This window comes from Jeotgalicoccus huakuii (genome assembly GCF_036665975.1).
In the GTDB taxonomy this organism is placed as follows: domain Bacteria; phylum Bacillota; class Bacilli; order Staphylococcales; family Salinicoccaceae; genus Jeotgalicoccus; species Jeotgalicoccus marinus.
This window is the reverse complement of record NZ_JAVIYN010000017.1, coordinates 1-18,736: the sequence shown is the minus strand read 5'-3', so window position 1 is coordinate 18,736 and position 18,736 is coordinate 1. Positions and strand designations below refer to the sequence as shown.

The window sequence follows — 18,736 nt, the reverse complement described above, 5'->3', positions numbered from 1 at the left end:
TTATTTTAATCCTTATCTAAATGCTGTACCGAATGGTTTTCCTTTTACAAAGTGTCCCTGACCTTGTTCTCCGATGTACTTCGCATCTTTAACAACTTGTGTGCCTCGTAAAAAGACTGCATCACATTCTCCGACTTGGTCAAATCCTTCATAAATAGTGAAGTCTACACCATTTAAACTATCTTCTAGTTTTACTTTTTTCTTAACATGAGGGTTATAGATCACAATATCTGCATCATAACCTGGTGCAAGATAGCCCTTTTTATGGTCGATCCCATTATTTCTAGCAGGGGATGCTGCATAGTATTCAACGAGTTCTGGTCGTGTGATTTTGCCTGTTTCAACACCATAAGTCCACAGCATCGGCAGTCTATTTTCTAGACCTGGTGAGCCATTCGGGATTTTTCTAAAGTCATCGAGTCCCATCTTCTTCTGTTCTGTTGTGAAGCTGCAGTGGTCTGAACTCACAGCGTTCAGCCAGCCATCTTTAAGTGACTTCCATAGGTATTCTTGGTCATTCTTATCTCTAAGTGCTGGTGAGCATACATAGTTCGCTCCTTCGAAGTTATCTTTTTGAAGATATTCCTTATCAAGAAGTAAATACTGTGTACACGTTTCACCGAATACTGGTAAGCCTTCTTCTTTGGCTTTTTTAATGGCGTCTACTGCACCTTTTGTCGTTACATGGACAATATAAATAGGTGCTTCTGCAAATCTTGCTAGGTTGATGGCACGTTCTGTTGCTTCTGTTTCAACTATCGGCGGTCTTGTTAAGGCATGATAATACGGGTCTGTATTCCCTTCAGCGATCGCTTTTTTCTGCATCAGTTCAATCAAGTCTGCATTTTCTGCATGGACCATTACAGTGACACCAGCATCTTTTGCCTCAAGTAAGGCATTAGTCACTGCTTCATCATCTGAATGGAAAAACTGCCCTTTATAAGCCATAAATAGTTTTACAGATGGATAGCCCGCTTCAGGTAAATTTTTAATGTCTTTAAAGGTTTCTTCTGTCGGGTTTGTAATGACAGGGTGGAAGCTATAGTCCACCATAGAGATCCCTTCAACCCATTCTTTGTTATAGTCTTCGACTGTTTCAACAAGTCCCTTACCTTGTTCTTGGTTAACAAATTCTATAACCGTTGTTGTCCCACCGATAATCGCTGAATTAGTCGTCTCAAAGCCTTTTGTTCTTTCTCCCATAAATTCAAAAGAAAAATGGGCATGCTGATCCACACCACCTGGTAGGACATACATCCCTTCTGCATTGATGACCTCATCCGCTTCTACTCTTAAATCTCGTCCGATTGCCTCAATTTTTGTACCTTCGATTAAGATATCTCCTTTAAATTCATGCTCTGATGTAACGATCATGCCATCTTTAATTAATGTCTTCATATTTTTCTTCACCCCTAGTTTCTTCAATCAACCAACGCTTGTTTTTCTTATCTTCAAGCGCTTTTGTTTCTCTCTCTTTACGCTCTTTTTTTAATTTTTCAAGCTCTATTTCCATAGACTTATTTTCTAAAATAAAATTCTCTTGTCTGATTGCTTCTAACTTTTTCTGTGCTTCGATTTCTTTAATTCTTAGTTTTACATCACTCTGATTATAGCCTCTTCTCATGGCATATAAAGGAATACTCACCCCACCTACTGTAAGCACTAGCGCAGTAAAAAATATAAATTCAAAAAATCCCATCTTAACCCTCCGTCTATCGTTCAATCTCTTCCTTCGTCTCTTCAATTAACCAACGCTTATTGTCCTTATTATCAAGTGCTTCTTGTTTTCTAGCATTTCTTTTTTAATTCTATCTAATTCAATACGCATGGATTCATTTTCAAGCAAGTAATTTTCTTGTTTAATTTCTTCAAGCTTTCTTTGTTCTTTCATCTTCTTTATTTCTAACTTTTCATCACTCTGATTATAGCCCCTATAGATTGCGTAAATCGGTATTGTTAACGTAAGTATAACTGCTACTAAACCGACAATGTCCATACCTGCACCACCTTTATAAAGTATCTTCATTTTAACATAAATAGACCGGAACCAATGGTTCCGGTCTATTGCTTAGTTATTCTCTTCATTTTCTTCATCAATTTCTGAAGATGTCTTATTGTAATCTTTTAAGTAAGCCACTTGTTTAATGGAATGGTTCTCCACTTCAAGCACTTGCCAGCGGTCAAACTCAGTATCGATATAATCATCTTCTGTGATGTCAGTGTCTTTACTTTGTAGCCAACCACCGATGGTATCGATATCTTCACTTTCATCAAAGACAATATTGAAGTCATCTTCTAAATCATCAAGCAAGACGCGTCCACTAATATGATAGATATTATCGTCTACTTTAACAATATCAAGTTCCTCATCTTCATCGAATTCATCTCTGATTTCTCCGACGATTTCTTCTAAGATATCTTCCATTGTAATCATACCAGCAGTACCACCATACTCGTCGATGACTAAGGCAATATGGACACTTTCTCTTTGCATCTTAACTAAGGCATCAGAAATACGTGATGATTCAGTAATGACAGGTAGTTCATGAATGTAGTCCTCAGAAGATACATTTTCATCTGACACATGGTTCGTTAAGTATTCTCTAACATTAATGAATCCAATGATGTTATCTTTATCTCCATTACTTTCAGTAACGGGATATCTTGTAAAGTTGTGTTCTTTAATTGTTTCAATGACTTGATCCACAGTAACAGGTTCTTCTAAAGTAATCATTTGAGTACGTGGTACCATGACATCTTTAGCAGTTCGCTCATCAAAAGAGAAAATATTTTGCATATAAGCAAGCTCTGTCTGGTTAATTTCACCACTCTGATAACTTTCCGTCATAATAACTTTAAGTTCCTCTTCAGAGTGTGCTTGTTCTGTTGGCATTTCTTTAATACCGACAATACGTACTATGCCTCTGGCTGCACCGTTCATCGTCCAAATAAATGGTTTTAGAACGACACCAAAGAAGTATAGTGGGCCACTTAGTGATAAGGCCATCTTCTCAGCGTACTGGATTGCAACAGTCTTTGGTGCTAACTCTCCCACTACCACGTGAATAAATGTCACGATGATGAAGGCAGCAGCCACTGTAGCCACTGTTGAAATTGAATCAGGAATGCCGATTAAATGGAATAGTGGATGTAAAATAACTTCAAAAGTCGATTCACCAATCCAACCTAGACCAAGGGCTGTCACTGTAATACCTAACTGACAGGCAGATAAGTAATAGTCAAGATTGTTGATCATTTTCTCGACACGCATTGCCTTCTTATTTCCTTGTTCAACTAGTGCATGTATTCTCGATAATCGGGCTTTAACAAATGCGAATTCTGAACCTACAAATAGCATTGTAAGTAAAATTAATATAATAAATAAAAGTAAATTTCCTATTGTGGATATATCCAATCAGTTCCCCTAGTTTGGGGTTCACCTCCGATAATTTGTGACCGTTAGGGTCGTAAGTTTATGAAATTCAAATTCAGCTGTCAACATATTATTTTTTGCAATTCTTTTCATATACACCTTCCCAAGAACCGTCACCTCCACCAAATTAGTTAAATTAATCATATTATATCACATTAAAAATCGGCTTTCACAGAAATATATCTATGCTATTTATAGAGAATCTTTATATCTATCATAAGCTTCTCTAGTTGGACCAGAATGACTTAGGACCGTATCCACCGAACCTGATTCAATAATCTTTCCATTTTCTAGATAATGAACAAAATCAAATGATTCCAAATGACTCAAATCATGCGTTGCGACAATTAAAGTGTCTTTATTAAATATCGTTTTCCAAACCTTATCTCTAAGTCGTGTGTTTAAACTCGCCGTCGGTTCATCTAAAATCCACGTACTTTTGTCTTCTAGTATCAGCCGAATCAAATGCATCCGTTTCTTCTCACCCAATGATAGATATTCATTTGAAGTAATATATTCATTAAGTGCAAAATGGTTCAGTTCATATTCCCTTAGTTGTTCGATGGCATTAATCTTATCTAAGGCCCCAAACATTGTTAGGTTTTCTTCCACTGTGGCGTTATAAAAATCGAGGTGTTGAGGCATCACGCCCGCCGAAGATTTCTTAATTAGCTGATTGAGTAAGGTCGTTTTCCCCGAACCACTTGAACCAATAATGACATGTTGCTCTCCCTCATTAATTTCAAGTGAAATATCCTTTAGGACATCTCGCTTTGTCTCGGGATATCTAAAGGTCAGCTGGCTTAGACTTAGATCATCTGACCTTTCTCTTTCAATATTTACTTGTTCTGTCGTCACCGCATTGACTCTATCTTTAACAGCCCCATATTTAGAAGCAGGTTTAATGACAGGTATAATCAGTTCAAAGAACGACATAAGTACGAGAATAATCATCGGTACTAATAATGGCGATTCATCTTTAAATAACAGAATAACGCCTATAATTGCAGCTAATTGAATGAGTAAACTCATTACTTCAATAACCACATCAACTTGACTCTCCTTGTTCTCATTAGCAGTGATTTCCTTATATGTGGCTCTTAGATTATCTTTGGTTTGTTCAGTTTCATTTACAGTATATAAATTCACATAATCAAAAATATAATGATAGAGTCTACTAAATAAACGGTCTTCACTATCTAATCGGCGATCATTTGATACTCTTGAAATCCTGCTGATAATCAGCGGCATGATGACTAAGAGCAAGAAAGAAACACCTAAGATTATCATAAGAAGTATTGGGTCCACAATCAGCGACAGGACCGTTAGGATCAAAGCAATAAATACCGCAACAATGTACGGGTAGATGATTCTGACATAGTAATCTTCTATCTCGTTGAAGTAAGTCGTTAATTTTTGAATATAGCGCACACTGTGAGTGTCCTGATTGCTTTCTACAGAACGCTTAAAATATGCCGCTCTTAAACGACCAATCATCTTAAAAGTCGCATCGTGACTGAGTAAGCGTTCTAGGTACTTGGTCGTTCCTTTTGTCAGACCAAACATTTTAATCACTGCAATAATTAAGATAATTAAAAAGAACGGTGGCTCAAAGAATGACAATGCAATCATGTAACCACTCAGACCAAAGATCGCTGTACCGACCAAGCCACCGATAACACCTAAGACAATACTGTAAAAGACATGGATCTTTTCACCTTTTAAAAACATCATCATCTCTCACCTCGCTTCAAACTTCTTTCGCCCATAACATAATGTTCATCTGCAATTTTTAAAAGCTGACGGCGGTGTATTACTGCGATGATGGCATGTTGTTTTTTGAGTTGATTCAAGTGATCCATAACAAGCTGCTCCGTCGTTGCATCTAAAAATTCCGTCGGCTCATCCATAACGATAATAGCAGGAGGATCGATGAGCACTCTTGCCATTTTCAAACGAACAATTTCCCCTCCGGACAATGGAATATTATGATTCACTATCGGTGTATGAATACCTGATTCTAAGTTATCAATACTGTCACTTAGTCTCAGTTTCTCTAGAATTTCTAACACTTTTTCTTCACTTGCTTGTCCCTTAGCTATATAGTCATAGATTGTCGTATCAGAAAAATATACTTGATCGGACACATAACCAATGTCTTCTGTGTAAACTGATAGTTTACCTTGACTCGGTTCATGTAGACCTAAAATTGACCGAAGTAAGGTCGACTTCCCTGTCCCAGATTCACCAGTAATTGCAGTGAGTCCCGTCTTATTAAAAGCGAAATCTGTTGGGTCTAGGACTGTTTTATCTCCATGGTTTAATTGAACTTGTTCTGCCAGTACTGCATAACCTGCTGTCGTTTGACGATAATGAGTATTGATGCTTTCTTGATTTAACACACTTAAGACACGGTCATAACTGCCCATGGCCAGTTTCCCATTATGAAATTCTGTACCTAACACCTTTAAGGCATTGTAGAATTCTGGGGCAAGAAGTAAGACGAAGAACGCTGTGTAAAAATCAATACTTTGGAAGATAATAATTCGAAGTGCAACTTCAAGTGCGACGAGACCAATACCGAGGATGGTAATGAACTCGAGCATCATCGTCGACTGAAAGGCATACTTTAATATATGCATTGTTTCTTTGACGAATCCCTCATTATCTGACTCCAGACGCTTTGTAACACTTTGTTCTGACTGCGTATTTTTAACAGTATCCTTACCTCTGATTAAATTTAAGAATAGTGTACCGATGTTATCAAAGCGTGTCGCCTGTCTCATCGATTCATCTCTAGTCTGAAGTCCAACTAAGACATAATAGAGGGGGATAAACGGTGCAGTAAATAAGAGTATCAAAACTGAATATGCATCGATGAAAAATAAAGCACCAATAATTAAAACAACTTTAACAGTCGTCTTTAATATGGTTGGAACAAAGACTGTTTCATAAGAACGATAACTCTCTAAATGCACCATTATGGAGTTGATCATCGTCTCTGAGTCTCGTCTTGATTTGACATCAATTTTTGAAATGAGCGAATTCGCAATGGATTCAATACGCTGATTACCTTTCATAGTCGTATACAACTTATATAACTTGTCGGTGATAATAAAGAGAATGAAAAATACTGCAATATATATCAAACTCTGAGTAAAATTGATTGTCTCACCCATAACAATTGCTTCAAGGATTAGTGACAGGTAATGTCCAAAAGCGATATAAAAACACACACTAACTGTGGCAATTACAACGTATAATAAGACATATTTTTTATCTAGATTTATCTTCATAATCTCTCCTGTAAACAAAAAAACGTGAAGTATCCCCTTCACGTTTTTTATAATTATCCACCAATATATGACATATTAATCTTCTTACGTTTCTGGCGGTTTTCTTCTGTGATTTCAGTTCTGATTTCAGAGTAACGGTCATCACGCTTGTTCCAAACGCCTATAAGCACATCCGTTAACTCTTCGTCGCTGATGCCATCCCGCATCAGATTCTTAATATCAAAACCATCTACTGCAAATAAGCAGCCGTAGAATTTACCATCTGACGACAGTCTCGCACGTGTACAAGTTGAACAGAAACTCTCAGAAACAGACGTAATGAAACCGAGATATGAATCTTCTGTATCCGTGTGTTTGTACACCTTAGCAACCTCTCCGTAATATGACGGTTCCAACGGTTCTAAGTCAAATTCTGTTTCAAGCGTATCGAGTATCTCTTTCTTGCTGACAACCTTATCAAAATTCCAACCATTGTCGTTACCAACGTCCATAAACTCGATAAAACGCAGGGTAACAGGTAGGTTTTTGAAATAACGTGCCATTGGTAAAATTTCTTGTTCATTTAGACCTTTTTGGACCACCATATTGATCTTCATTTGGAAACCGAGCTCAACTGCATACTCAATTTGCTCTAAAATTCTTGATGTACCAATACCACGGTCATTGATTTTACCGAACAATTCATCATCCATCGCATCTAAGCTGATGTTGATACGGCGTAAACCAGCATCATATAAGTTTTTACCATGCTTTTTAAGCAATAAGCCGTTGGTTGTTAAACCAATATCTTCAATGCCATCAATTGCGTTAAGACGTTCGATTAACTGGTAGAGATCCTTTCTTAAAAGTGGTTCTCCTCCTGTTAAGCGGAGCTTCTTCACACCTAAACCTGCATAGATGCGAGCGAGCCTCTCAATCTCATCAAACGATAGCAATTGCTCACGCTTCATGAATTCAAAATCGTCACCGAAGATTTCTTTCGGCATACAATAACGGCATCTGAAGTTACATTTGTCCGTCACCGAAATACGTAAGTCACGAATTGGGCGGCCAAATTTATCTGTAACAGTTTGCGCCATGTAACTCCTCCTTATTTAATATCAGTCTTACGATTGATATTAACAAGCGTCGTATTATCGAGATTATAGTCATCGATATTTATAACATTCACATCGATGTTCTCAAAAAACGCTCTCAAGCTTAATCTCTCTGTTTCCAGCTGTCGCTTAAGCATGTCTACCAGACCTTCACCTTGGTAAACACCAATGAGCGGATGTTGCCGATCATCGTCAGCTGTTATTGTCGTTTGACCTGTCTTTAATGCTTCTTCTACAAGAATATTCAACCATCTCACATCAACATACGGTGTATCACATGAAATAATCAAAAGTGCTTCATTAGGATAGGCTTTCGCCACTCTATATAGTCCACTGAGTGGACCCATATCCTTGTAGTCTGGGTCATCAACAATCACCTTATAATCTTTAAATCTATTCTCTAGTTTATCATTTGTGTTAATAACAATCTCGTCAATTGCTTGAACATTTTTCATCTTTTCAATGACATGTTCATACATTGGTTTGCCATTTAACTCATAGAGTGATTTATCTTCACCGAAGCGAGTCGATTTACCCCCAGCTAAGACGACACCAATCATGTAATCACCCTCCACTTACTGGTGGAATTAATGCGATTGTATCTTCTGAAGTTAGCACTTCATCATCCTTCACGAAAGCTTCGTTCTTAGCCACTTGAAACACTTCACCATCGAGCTCTGGATAGTCAACAAAGATATGACTTTTTAGCTCACCTGCAGTAATGCTATCACCGACAAATAAGTCGATTGTGTCACTACCAATTTTTTCTTTAATACTTGCAAATACCTTAACTTCCATTTATTTCTCCTCCACACTCGGGTGATATTTTCGGGAATCGCCTATCCACTGTTCCCCGTCTTCCCATATTTCTTTTTTCCATATTGGGACGGTTTCTTTAAGTCTCTCCACAGCGTATTCATTCGCACGATAACTATCTGTTCGGTGCGGTGAACTTGTCACAATAACAACAGCAATATCTGATATCTCTAGCTTACCGATACGATGTCCAATGGCTGTAATGACACCTGGCCAACGTGCTTCAATTTCATCACCGATTTGTGCGAGCATTTTTTCAGCCATTGGTATATATGCTTCATACTCTAAATGCACAGTCCGTGTCCCTTTTGTCCACTCTCTAACATGACCTGTAAAGGTACAGACTGCACCTTGATGTTCATTGACAGTCATTTGGTGATACTTATTTATATCCAGTTTGTCATTGACGACTTCAAACATTTTCATTTATAGATTGCCCCATTCCTTAAACCATTCTAGCGCGCATTTTTTATCATAACGCATATCAAAATAGTTTAATACGTTCCTAAGACCAATTTGATTAATATCCGTCTCACCATCATCAAAGGCGTATGTCAGTAATATTTTTGAATAGTTTTCTTGTTTAAACCCCTCGACTAGAACAAAATCGACAGCCTCGTTTTGAAATCTTTCTAAGAGCCTTGTTAAGGTCACCTGTCGGTTTTCTAAAAGCATAGCATGACCCGGTGTCGTTAGCACCGTAAAGTCAGATCCCGCTTCAAAAAATTTACCAGTATCAGTAGAATCATCGATTTTTTCTTCTATATGATGATTCTTAATGACAGCAACAGTCTTACCATTGGCTTTAATAAGGTGTACTAGATCCGTGATCAGTGTTGTTTTACCAGTATTTTTATAGCCGACAACCTGTAAGATTTTCATGTTATTCTACACCAAAGCTATCTGTACCTGTTGTAACATCTGTCAGCATGACCTTCACCGCGTCACCTGTCGTAAATCCACGACTACCACCCGGTAAGACAATCACACCATTACTTCTCGCAATTGAAGTGACTGCATTTGATTTGTTAAAGCCTGAAGGTCTCGCTTTAATCTTCCCTTCCTCAAAGAACAGTTCCGCTCTTATGAAGCGTGAAAATGGATTTGCCTTAGTGAAATCTTCATCTAAGATTGCATCCACTATGGGTGCGAATGGCTTAGATGCACCTTGAATTAAATTTAAGCTCGGTCGAACAAAGAGTTCAAAACCAGAATAACAAGCGGATGGATTCCCGCTTAAACCGAAGAGGAATTTACCATCCAGAACGCTTACTGTGGTCACACTACCTGGTCTCATCGCAACCTTATTAAAGAGCACCTCTGCGCCGAGTTTTTCGTAAATTTTAGGTAGTAAGTCATAATCCCCAACAGACACACCGCCTGTCGTAATGACTGCATCCACTTCATTTAACATATTTTCAATTCGCTCATATAAGACATCAAAATCATCCGTCTGTAATTTATAATGCTTACCTTTAATACCCATTCGATCTAACTGTGCTAAGATCATTGGCGTATTAGAGTTTCTAATCTTACCGCGTTCAAGTTCATCACCGACATCTAATAACTCTGTCCCCGTCGATAACACACCCACAACCGGCTGTTTGTAAACTTCAACTTCAGTGTAGCCAAAAGTTGCAAATGTTGCGATAGCACCTGGATTTATAGTGGTTCCTTTTTCTACAATCACATCGCCAACCTTACATTCTTCACCTTGAAGTGCAATGTTTTCATCTGGCTTAAATTCACGACGGATGGTAAAACCATCCTCAGTCTCCTTAGTTTGCTCAAACATGACAACCGTATCTGCCGATTTCGGAATTTCGGCGCCAGTCATAATGCGAAAAGCTTCATTTTCTTTCAATTCATAATCACTTGTAGATCCTGCAGGTACTTCTTCAACAACCTTAAAAGCAATTCGGTTATCGCCCGATGCACCTTGAGTATGGCTACTGTGCACTGCAAAACCGTCCATTGCTGACTTATTAAACAAGGGCACATCAGAAGTTGCCGTTAAATCCTCAGCCAATACCCTTCCATTCGCTTGATCATATGCGATTGTTTCTGTACTTGAAGGCACTACTTTTTCCATTACTTTTCCGACTGCATCATTCACATGTATTGGTGTTCGATTTAAAGTCATTATATCCACTCCATAATTATGATATTTAGTGTTTATCTTATAATTTGTTATAATTTATGATGATTGTTAGTTGGTTGTGGTCGTTGCAACTGTTTATCCTTTGGATGGCATTCGTTGTTTTTTCGACTTTGTGATAATCAACCTAAAACGACAAATAAACAGGAGGTACTCTCATGTCCGAATTTACTCATTTTAATGATGAAGGCCGTGCCCAAATGGTCGACATCTCAAATAAATCAGAAACGAAACGTGTCGCTCTGGCACAAACATTGATGGCTGTGCCTGAATCAATTTACACTGCGATCACAGAGGGCACTGTAAAAAAAGGTGATGTACTCGGTGTTGCCCAGGTCGCTGGCATCATGGCTGCGAAAAATACACATCAAATCATCCCGATGTGCCATCCACTTTCTCTAAATGGCATCGATATTTCATTTACATGGGACGATAAAACACCCTTTACGCTCATCATTCAAGCTACTGTCAAAACGACCGGTAAAACGGGTGTTGAGATGGAAGCACTCACTGCTTCAAGTGCCGCTGCACTCACTGTATACGATATGTGTAAAGCAATCGATAAAGGCATGATTATCAAAGAAACGAAGCTACTAGAAAAATCTGGTGGTAAATCTGGTGATTATAAAGCCTAACTAAAATCTATGCAGAACTCACATAGGTTCTGCATTTTTAATTGTCTTTAGTCACTTCAAAAACCAAGTGATTGAGTTCCGGTATAATCAATTTCTCCATGGCGAGCTTGACTGCACCGCTTGAACCAGGTAGAGAAATGATTAATTGATTACCATGCGTGCCTGCAGCAGCCCTAGATAACAGGCTTCTTGAGCCAATGTCTTCGGTGTAAGATAACATTCTAAACAATTCTCCAAAGCCTTCGATTTCCTTATCGAATAATGGTCTAACTGCCTCGATGGTTACGTCTCTTGTAGCAATGCCAGTCCCACCAGTGGTAATCACCACATCGACACCTGTATTTAAGTGATTTGTCACTGCATCTTGAATATCACTCGCTTCATCTTTTACTATCTCATAATTTTCTTCATCAACAATCGCATTCAGCTCAGTTAAGTAATCGATAATGAGTTTTCCACCCTTATCTGTCGACTTGTCTCTAGTATCACTAACAGTCAGAACTGCTACTTTGATGTCTCTATCAATTCTTTCTATTATACTCAAAAGAAATCTCCCCTAACCAAATAATTGATTGACGATAGTTCTCGCCTTATTTAAATTCAATACATTGTGCATGAGTAATCTGCCGTTTGAAAAACTGACAATCCGTGAATCTGAATAAGAAAATTCAATAAAATATGGTGTTTCTTTATAGTTAATATTCGCTTGATTTAAGGTCTGTTTAACAACATCGTCTGTTAAACGTTGGTCGATCACTTGAATCATATCCCTACCACAGAACTTCAACGCGTGATGTGTTTCTTTATTAAATTCAGGAAAGGTTTTTAACTGACAGGTCGGACAAGTCGTTTCTGTCATGTTACTGATGTCAGCCTTCATATAATCATTGTCCCAAACATTACCGATATGAAGGTGGAAGGGTTTCGTATATTGTTCAGTTAAAATCTTGAGTGCTGTTGTGACTTGAAGGCTAACCGCCATATGAACAGCCGGTGCGATGATTCCAGCCGTATCACAAGTTAATGTTGTCGACGGTAAAACTGGTGTCAAACATCTAAAGCACGGCGTCTCACCTGGAATGAAAGCTGCACTCGAGTACGAAGCTTCTATACATGCTGCATATACCCAAGGTATACCTTTTTTAAAAGCGACGTCATTCATCATTAACCGCGTATCAAAGTTGTCTGTTCCGTCTAAAATAATGTCAGCCTCACTTGCTAAACTATCCAGTAAAGCTGCGTCACAGTGGGCTACATGCGTCTCTATGGTGACATCACTATTAATGTGTTCGAGCTTTAGTTTTGCTGCAATCGCCTTTGGGATTTTCTCTTTAGCATCCGCTTCAGTATATAGTGTTTGCCGCTGTAGATTACTCATCTCAACGTAGTCTCGGTCAATTAAAATCAACTTCCCTATACCGCCGCGAACAAGCATTTCAGATGATAAAGACCCGAGAGCACCTAAGCCAACAATCACAGCAGTTTTCGCTGAAATGAGGTCTTGGCCATCCTTACCAATATTGTGATATAACAACTGTCTAGAATATCTATTGTCCATTTATTTTCACTCATTAATTTCATTAATTTAAAGTAAATACTTTACAATTAATTTTATCATATCGATATGGTGAAATCATTTTATTGATTTGTGTCCATAAGGAATCCGCCCTATTGTTAAGAACATGTAAAAATACCGATTAAATATATGAATTATGCTAAAATATAGTTGTTAAAATATTAATTATTAGACGGAGGGCCACAAAATGAAGAAGTTGCTTGTTGTCGATGATGAACCTTCAATTCTCACCCTATTAAAATTCAACTTAGAGCAAAGTGGTTTTGAAGTACTGACCGCAGAAAATGGTAATGATGCATTAGAGATTGCGACGACTGAAGATTTAACTATGATAGTCCTGGATTTAATGCTACCCGGCATGGATGGAATGGACGTCTGTAAGACCCTCAGACAAGAAAAAATCAATACCCCTATACTGATGCTTACTGCTAAAGATGATGAATTCGATAAGATCTTGGGCTTAGAACTTGGTGCAGATGATTATATGACGAAACCATTTAGTCCAAGAGAGGTTGTCGCACGCGTAAAAGCAATTTTACGACGTACAAGTGTCATCACCTCAGAAGTCAAAGAGGAAGTCATTAAGATTGGTGATATTGAAATCCACCCAGAGAAGTATATGGTGCTCTTTAAAGGTGAACAACTTGTATTGACACCTAAAGAGTTTGAACTCTTACTCTACTTGGCAAACCACCGAGGTAAAGTATTGAGTCGAGATCAGTTATTAAATGGTGTTTGGGATTTCCATTATGATGGCGATACGCGTATCGTCGATGTACATATTAGCCATTTAAGAGAGAAAATCGAAGCTGATACTAAACAACCTATGTATATCAGAACGATTCGTGGCTTTGGTTACAAGATGGACGGTCAAGACTAAATGCAGCGACTGTGGCTAAAAATCACAGGTTCTTATTTCATCTTATCTATTGCCTTCATATTAGTACTGTGGTTTTTTATCAGCTCAATTATAAAAAATACATATACAGACATGACAGAAGACCATTTGATTGAAAACGCTCAAATGGTCTCTGAAGTTATTGAGCTCGGTGGTTTAGACAAAGATACAGAACAATTAGATTTATGGATGAATCAATTAAATGAAGAGATTGAGCTAAGATATACCGTTATTAATCTTGATGGTGAGGTCCTAGCGGATTCAGAGTCCCGAATCGAAGATATGGATAATCACTTGAATCGACCAGAAATTCAAGCAGTTCTTGTGGATAATCAAGAACTAGGTACATCGACTCGTCTCAGCGATACTAGAGAAGCTCAAATGATGTATGTTGCCATCCCTGTATATTCTGGTGACGAGTTAATTGGGGCTGTGAGAACTTCTATATTCACGACTTCAATTGATAATGCGATTGGCACAATTTGGAAAACGCTTGGTGCTGTATTAGTCGTTATACTTTTAATTTCCATAATTTCAGCAGCCCTACTTTCCTATAATATTACCAATCCAATCAATGATGTTATCAACTTGACAAAAAGACTGAAAAACCAAGACTACAGCGCTCGAATTCACTCAAGATATAAGGGTGAGATTGGTGATCTTAATGAATCCATCAATATTCTGGCACAGAGTTTACAGTCTCATGTGAACGAAATCGAAGAGAGTGAAAAGCAATTAAATAGTATACTATCGAACTTAGTATCCGGTGTTATTTTAATTAATGACAAAGGCATCGTTGAATTGACCAACCAAGCGACAGAACGGTTTTTATCGAAACATAGTTCTAAAATCAAGGGACGAGATTATAAATTCGTACTTGGACCGTTAGGCGTCGATAACTTAGTCGAGACAACGATTGATGATAATATTAAACAGCATGATGAAGCACACATCTATTTCCCTGAAGAGAGCATACTAGATGTGCACATTGCACCGTATTACACACAGGGTTGGCTACAACGTGGGGCGATAGTCGTTCTGCATGATATTACAGCAATTCGAAAACTTGAGAAAATGCGCAGTGACTTCGTTGCTAACGTTTCCCATGAGCTAAAAACACCGATAACTTCAGTTAAAGGCTTTGCCGAAACATTGATTAGTGGTGACGTTCCTGATCCCGATACTGCCCAACAATTCTTAAAGATTATATATGATGAAAGTGAACGCTTAAATCGCTTGATTACTGATCTGTTGAATCTTTCTAAGATTGAAAAGCAAGCAATGCCATTGCAGATCGAAACAGTCGACGTCAATAAAATTATTAGTGAGACAGGTAAAACTGTGTTAAAACTTGCTAAGGATAAGCATATTTCCATTCATCTACCAGATGAAACACAAAGTGTGGAAATTGAAGCAGACAAAGATAGGTTGAGTCAAATTATCTTGAATCTCGTTGCAAACGCAGTAACCTATACTTCCGATGAAGGTCATATCTACATCGATCTTGAAGAACGAACGACAGATATAATGATTAATATTAGAGATACTGGTATGGGTATTCCTCCAGAAAGCCTTGACCGACTTTTCGAGAGATTCTACCGAGTCGATAAGGCACGAAGTAGAAACTCAGGCGGCACAGGTTTAGGACTTGCAATCGTTAAGCACTTGGTCGAGTCCCATGAAGGTGAAATCTACGTTAATAGTGAAGAAGGCGTCGGTTCAACCTTCTCCGTCCGTTTACCGAAGACCCATGACGGTGACTTTAAAGATTAGTATATATGTAGACACGTGACTTAGTGTAGTTAAGTCACGTGTCTTTTTGTGTGTTCGAAGCGGAGCTCGGTCGGTAGGTTCGCTTCGTTTTTGGTTCGAAGCGGAGCTAAGCCAGTTCGTCAGCTTCGTTTTTATTTCGAGGCGGAGCTAGGCAGGTATCTCAGCTTCGTTTTTATTTCGAAGCGGAGCTCGACCAGTATCTCAGCTTCGTTTTTATTTCGAGGCGGAGCTAGGCAGGTATCTCAGCTTCGTTTTTGTTTCGAAGCGGATCTAGATCAGTACATCAGCTTCGTTTTTGTTTCGAAGCGGAGCTAAGCCAATACATCAGCTTCGTTTTTGTTTCGAAGCGGAGCTAAGCAGGTACATCAGCTTCGTTTTTGTTTCGAAGCGGAGCTAAGCAGGTATCTCAGCTTCGTTTTTGTTTCGAAGCGGAGCTAAGCCAGTTCGTCAGCTTCGTTTTTGGTTCGAAGCGGCGCTAAGCCAGTTCGTCAGCTTCGTTTTTATTTCGAAGCGGAGCTAGGCAGGTATCTCAGCTTCGTTTTTGTTTCGAAGCGGAGCTAGGCAGGTATCTCAGCTTCGTTTTTGTTTCGAAGCGGAGACCTTCTCAACGAACCCGTTTTAATAGATAAAAAACCCGCCAGCTGGAAAGTATCCAACTGACGGGCGAAAAAGATTCTATCTAAATGGTGTGAATAGAAGATTGTTTTCTAAGTGTAACAACATCATAATATTTTCTTCGTTTTCTTCAAGCTTTCTTAAAACAAAGACATTGAGCGGTTCATTGGCGTCTATTGGTGTGTAACCATTCGTCAGCTTATTAATCTGCTCGAACCAATTGACGATATTCTTATGTGCATCAATTAGTCTTGTGATATGTGGCTTCAGCGCCTCAAATGCTACTTTACTGTCATCTTCATAATAAGTTTTAAGCAGTGGATAAACGTCTGATTTCTCAAGTTCGATATGCACAATCATTTCTCGGTAAATATTATAGAATAGTTCACTGACTTTTTCATACTCAGGATGATTTTTCTTATATTTCTTTCCTAGTTTTTCAACATAGTCATTTAAGACTGGTAATTCATCAAGTAGGTCATCGTAATATTTACGCTCGATATATTTAATGATGCTCACTTGATCCATAAATGATACGTCTATACCTTCTTTAGGTTGGTTTTTTAAGTTGTTTAATTCATATAGAATATTTTCTAAGTCAAACTGTCCTTCTTCATGTGCTTCTTTTAAAGTCCGATCCCCTTCGGTGACAAAGTCAATATTGAGTTCTCTGAATATAGTTCCTGCTGCAGGAACTTTAAAACAAATATCTTTAAGTTTCATTGTTTCATTAATATTTGACATGCTGAATCCTCCTCATCTATTCTTTATATTCATACCTTTATTAATCTTAATTTAAACCTATGAGTTCGTTTAATTCACCTTTTCGGTGGGTAATGTATAATTAATCTTGAAACAGCTATTTAGATGGAGGTCAATCCAGTGAATAAAAATATTAAAGCTTTGGCTACAATCGTTCCTTTAATTGTAGTCCCACTAATTAATGAACGTAAAAAAATTAAAGAACATCCTGATATGAAGAAATTAGGTGCGGTATCGAACTCAGTTTATACTAGAGTGAAAGATTCTAGTAAAGAAACAGCTACAAATGTTTATCATACGACTAAGGATACTGCGAGCAATATTTCAGAAAAGGTGTCTGACAGACTTGATTCAAGAAGCTATAACAAGGAACAAAAAGGCTATATGAAGAGTCAGGCTAAAGAAGAATCTTTAGGGAAAAAATTCGAGAAAGAAAAAGCAAATCATAGAGAGAAAAGATTGAATCAAAAGAGTAATGATCAGTCGTCTTTCGTACCTAAGATTTTTCAATCTCAACAGGATAAAACCGACGACGAAAAGGTTGACGGTATGACTGTGTCTGAAGATGTCACTGTAGATAACTCACAGTCACCTGAAGTAAATGCAGAAAAGTTAACTCACCCTGATAATCAAGAACCAGATTATGGTGAGTCTTATATGTTCGAAGACATAGAGGATGAAAATCAAAGAAATGATATTGTACCTTATAAAATGAATGAACTACAAACTATAGAAACGAGTGACGACATGACAAACATCCAAGAATTAAATGAAGAGAAAGTATTAAATACAGAGTTTACTAGAAAGAACAATGAAGATAATGAGAAAGATATTCCACTACGTCAAAAACATAAAAACATTTTAGACCCACGTAGTGCTGCTAGAGATAAATATATTAGTGAAAAGAAAGCAGAAAAAGAAGAATTAAAACAGGATAATAGTCTATTTAACAAACACCGTCGTATGAATTTTGAGCATTCAAACAAGAGACAAAGAAAAATAACTGATGGCACGCCTTATGTTAAAGACCAATCCATCAAAAATTACGAATCGCTCATGTTCAATAAATAAGGGAAACAACTAGGAGTTATGCATATGGACATTAACAAGATTACTGTATTTTGCGGCGCAAGATCTGGTAATAATCCAAAATTTGAAGCGGCAGCCTATAAACTCGGTGAAGATGCAGCAAAAAATGATCTTACCATTATCTACGGTGGCGGCGCGACTGGGCTCATGGGCGCTGTTGCTAATGGTGCTTTAAGTGGTGATGGTAACGTCATCGGTGTGATGCCACAATTTTTAATTGACCGTGAAATTGCTCATACTGGTGTTTCTGATATGCGCGTGGTGCAAAACATGCACGAAAGAAAACTAGAATTAGAATCTTTAGGCGATGCCATTATCATGATGCCTGGTGGTGCAGGTACACTTGAAGAATTCTTCGAGGTATTCACTTGGGGACAACTCGGACTGCACGAAAAGCCGATTGGCATTTTAAATATTGATGGCTACTTCGATCCTTTAAGGGAAGTCATTTACAACGCTATAAATCAAGGTTTCCTCGAGGAAAGATATTTAGACATGTTATTTGTCAGTGATAACTTAACAGATATAGTTGAAGGATTTAGAAATTATACTCCTGTAGCGATTAGAAATTATAAGGATTTAAAATAA

General features: G+C 38.0%; 20 protein-coding genes. 5 read left to right on the top strand and 15 right to left on the bottom strand.

Annotated elements, in window-relative coordinates; all coding sequences use genetic code 11:
• Positions 1 to 12: 12 nt before the first annotated feature.
• From hydA to V6E76_RS09225, 12 genes are all read right to left on the bottom strand, one after another.
• Positions 13 to 1,398 (bottom strand): dihydropyrimidinase, encoded by a 1,386-nt coding sequence (hydA, locus tag V6E76_RS09280; protein ID WP_247352708.1) that lies wholly within the window; start codon positions 1,396 to 1,398, stop codon positions 13 to 15.
• Positions 1,382 to 1,699: a hypothetical protein gene (locus V6E76_RS09275; RefSeq protein ID WP_247352706.1), complete on the bottom strand. Its 318-nt coding sequence runs from the start codon at positions 1,697 to 1,699 to the stop codon at positions 1,382 to 1,384. Before V6E76_RS09275 ends, hydA begins: the two co-directional genes overlap by 17 nt.
• Positions 1,700 to 1,744: 45 nt before the next feature.
• Entirely contained in the window at positions 1,745 to 2,026 is a 282-nt protein-coding gene (locus V6E76_RS09270; protein WP_247352704.1) for a hypothetical protein, read from the bottom strand.
• 42 nt (positions 2,027 to 2,068) lie between these two features.
• Positions 2,069 to 3,415, bottom strand: a complete 1,347-nt coding sequence (locus V6E76_RS09265; protein WP_026866911.1) for a hemolysin family protein — start codon at positions 3,413 to 3,415, stop codon at positions 2,069 to 2,071.
• A 210-nt stretch (positions 3,416 to 3,625) separates the two neighbouring features.
• Positions 3,626 to 5,167, bottom strand: a complete 1,542-nt coding sequence (locus tag V6E76_RS09260; protein WP_026866912.1) for an ATP-binding cassette domain-containing protein — start codon at positions 5,165 to 5,167, stop codon at positions 3,626 to 3,628.
• A complete protein-coding gene (locus V6E76_RS09255) occupies positions 5,167 to 6,729 on the bottom strand; it encodes an ATP-binding cassette domain-containing protein (protein ID WP_247352702.1) in 1,563 nt (520 codons plus the stop codon). Before V6E76_RS09255 ends, V6E76_RS09260 begins: the two co-directional genes overlap by 1 nt.
• A 53-nt stretch (positions 6,730 to 6,782) precedes the next feature.
• Positions 6,783 to 7,808, bottom strand: a complete 1,026-nt coding sequence (moaA, locus tag V6E76_RS09250) for a GTP 3',8-cyclase MoaA (protein ID WP_026866914.1) — start codon at positions 7,806 to 7,808, stop codon at positions 6,783 to 6,785.
• A gap of 11 nt (positions 7,809 to 7,819) precedes the next feature.
• Positions 7,820 to 8,386: a molybdenum cofactor guanylyltransferase MobA gene (mobA, locus tag V6E76_RS09245; RefSeq protein ID WP_035856326.1), complete on the bottom strand. Its 567-nt coding sequence runs from the start codon at positions 8,384 to 8,386 to the stop codon at positions 7,820 to 7,822.
• Positions 8,387 to 8,390: 4 nt separating this feature from the next.
• Positions 8,391 to 8,624, bottom strand: a complete 234-nt coding sequence (locus tag V6E76_RS09240; protein ID WP_026866916.1) for a MoaD/ThiS family protein — start codon at positions 8,622 to 8,624, stop codon at positions 8,391 to 8,393.
• Positions 8,625 to 9,068, bottom strand: a complete 444-nt coding sequence (locus V6E76_RS09235) for a molybdenum cofactor biosynthesis protein MoaE (protein WP_499797796.1) — start codon at positions 9,066 to 9,068, stop codon at positions 8,625 to 8,627. It abuts the gene before it with no gap.
• Complete coding sequence (mobB, locus tag V6E76_RS09230) at positions 9,069 to 9,524, bottom strand: molybdopterin-guanine dinucleotide biosynthesis protein B (protein WP_247352700.1); 456 nt, start codon at positions 9,522 to 9,524, stop codon at positions 9,069 to 9,071.
• A gap of 1 nt (position 9,525) precedes the next feature.
• Positions 9,526 to 10,785 carry a molybdopterin molybdotransferase MoeA gene (locus tag V6E76_RS09225; RefSeq protein WP_247352699.1) on the bottom strand — a complete coding sequence of 420 codons (1,260 nt, stop codon included), beginning with the start codon at positions 10,783 to 10,785 and terminating at the stop codon, positions 9,526 to 9,528.
• A gap of 173 nt (positions 10,786 to 10,958) precedes the next feature.
• Here V6E76_RS09225 and moaC point away from each other — a divergent pair, with 173 nt between their 5' ends.
• Positions 10,959 to 11,435 carry a cyclic pyranopterin monophosphate synthase MoaC gene (moaC, locus tag V6E76_RS09220; RefSeq protein WP_166626241.1) on the top strand — a complete coding sequence of 159 codons (477 nt, stop codon included), beginning with the start codon at positions 10,959 to 10,961 and terminating at the stop codon, positions 11,433 to 11,435.
• Between the two features lie 37 nt (positions 11,436 to 11,472).
• On the opposite strand, the gene V6E76_RS09215 is transcribed toward moaC, so the two are convergent.
• Together V6E76_RS09215 and V6E76_RS09210 are read right to left on the bottom strand one after the other, a co-directional pair.
• Positions 11,473 to 11,979, bottom strand: coding sequence for a MogA/MoaB family molybdenum cofactor biosynthesis protein (locus V6E76_RS09215; protein ID WP_247352697.1), 507 nt, complete (start codon positions 11,977 to 11,979; stop codon positions 11,473 to 11,475).
• 12 nt (positions 11,980 to 11,991) lie between these two features.
• On the bottom strand, positions 11,992 to 12,993 hold the full coding sequence (locus tag V6E76_RS09210; protein ID WP_247352695.1) for a ThiF family adenylyltransferase: 1,002 nt from the start codon (positions 12,991 to 12,993) through the stop codon (positions 11,992 to 11,994).
• Between the two features lie 205 nt (positions 12,994 to 13,198).
• Between V6E76_RS09210 and V6E76_RS09205 the strand changes: the two genes are divergently transcribed.
• On the top strand, positions 13,199 to 13,891 hold the full coding sequence (locus V6E76_RS09205) for a response regulator transcription factor (RefSeq protein ID WP_247352694.1): 693 nt from the start codon (positions 13,199 to 13,201) through the stop codon (positions 13,889 to 13,891).
• Positions 13,892 to 15,682 carry a two-component system histidine kinase PnpS gene (gene pnpS / locus V6E76_RS09200; RefSeq protein ID WP_247352692.1) on the top strand — a complete coding sequence of 597 codons (1,791 nt, stop codon included), beginning with the start codon at positions 13,892 to 13,894 and terminating at the stop codon, positions 15,680 to 15,682. It abuts the gene before it with no gap.
• Between the two features lie 675 nt (positions 15,683 to 16,357).
• On the opposite strand, the gene V6E76_RS09195 is transcribed toward pnpS, so the two are convergent.
• Complete coding sequence (locus V6E76_RS09195; RefSeq protein WP_247352690.1) at positions 16,358 to 17,041, bottom strand: hemerythrin domain-containing protein; 684 nt, start codon at positions 17,039 to 17,041, stop codon at positions 16,358 to 16,360.
• Between the two features lie 138 nt (positions 17,042 to 17,179).
• On the opposite strand from V6E76_RS09195, the gene V6E76_RS09190 reads away from it, so the two are divergent.
• Both V6E76_RS09190 and V6E76_RS09185 read left to right on the top strand, forming a co-directional pair.
• Complete coding sequence (locus tag V6E76_RS09190; protein WP_247352687.1) at positions 17,180 to 18,130, top strand: hypothetical protein; 951 nt, start codon at positions 17,180 to 17,182, stop codon at positions 18,128 to 18,130.
• A gap of 24 nt (positions 18,131 to 18,154) precedes the next feature.
• A complete protein-coding gene (locus tag V6E76_RS09185; RefSeq protein ID WP_247352685.1) occupies positions 18,155 to 18,736 on the top strand; it encodes an LOG family protein in 582 nt (193 codons plus the stop codon).

What these genes read in the sequence shown, in the direction of transcription:
- hydA (WP_247352708.1), bottom strand. Translation starts at nt 1,398, where the DNA reads ATGAAGACATTAATTAAAGATGGCATGATCGTTACATCAGAGCATGAA.
- V6E76_RS09275 (WP_247352706.1), bottom strand. Translation starts at nt 1,699, where the DNA reads ATGGGATTTTTTGAATTTATATTTTTTACTGCGCTAGTGCTTACAGTA.
- V6E76_RS09270 (WP_247352704.1), bottom strand. Translation starts at nt 2,026, where the DNA reads ATGAAGATACTTTATAAAGGTGGTGCAGGTATGGACATTGTCGGTTTA.
- V6E76_RS09260 (WP_026866912.1), bottom strand. Translation starts at nt 5,167, where the DNA reads ATGATGTTTTTAAAAGGTGAAAAGATCCATGTCTTTTACAGTATTGTC.
- V6E76_RS09255 (WP_247352702.1), bottom strand. Translation starts at nt 6,729, where the DNA reads ATGAAGATAAATCTAGATAAAAAATATGTCTTATTATACGTTGTAATT.
- moaA (WP_026866914.1), bottom strand. Translation starts at nt 7,808, where the DNA reads ATGGCGCAAACTGTTACAGATAAATTTGGCCGCCCAATTCGTGACTTA.
- mobA (WP_035856326.1), bottom strand. Translation starts at nt 8,386, where the DNA reads ATGATTGGTGTCGTCTTAGCTGGGGGTAAATCGACTCGCTTCGGTGAA.
- V6E76_RS09240 (WP_026866916.1), bottom strand. Translation starts at nt 8,624, where the DNA reads ATGGAAGTTAAGGTATTTGCAAGTATTAAAGAAAAAATTGGTAGTGAC.
- V6E76_RS09235 (WP_499797796.1), bottom strand. Translation starts at nt 9,068, where the DNA reads ATGAAAATGTTTGAAGTCGTCAATGACAAACTGGATATAAATAAGTAT.
- mobB (WP_247352700.1), bottom strand. Translation starts at nt 9,524, where the DNA reads ATGAAAATCTTACAGGTTGTCGGCTATAAAAATACTGGTAAAACAACA.
- V6E76_RS09225 (WP_247352699.1), bottom strand. Translation starts at nt 10,785, where the DNA reads ATGACTTTAAATCGAACACCAATACATGTGAATGATGCAGTCGGAAAA.
- moaC (WP_166626241.1), top strand. Translation starts at nt 10,959, where the DNA reads ATGTCCGAATTTACTCATTTTAATGATGAAGGCCGTGCCCAAATGGTC.
- V6E76_RS09210 (WP_247352695.1), bottom strand. Translation starts at nt 12,993, where the DNA reads ATGGACAATAGATATTCTAGACAGTTGTTATATCACAATATTGGTAAG.
- V6E76_RS09205 (WP_247352694.1), top strand. Translation starts at nt 13,199, where the DNA reads ATGAAGAAGTTGCTTGTTGTCGATGATGAACCTTCAATTCTCACCCTA.
- pnpS (WP_247352692.1), top strand. Translation starts at nt 13,892, where the DNA reads ATGCAGCGACTGTGGCTAAAAATCACAGGTTCTTATTTCATCTTATCT.
- V6E76_RS09195 (WP_247352690.1), bottom strand. Translation starts at nt 17,041, where the DNA reads ATGTCAAATATTAATGAAACAATGAAACTTAAAGATATTTGTTTTAAA.
- V6E76_RS09185 (WP_247352685.1), top strand. Translation starts at nt 18,155, where the DNA reads ATGGACATTAACAAGATTACTGTATTTTGCGGCGCAAGATCTGGTAAT.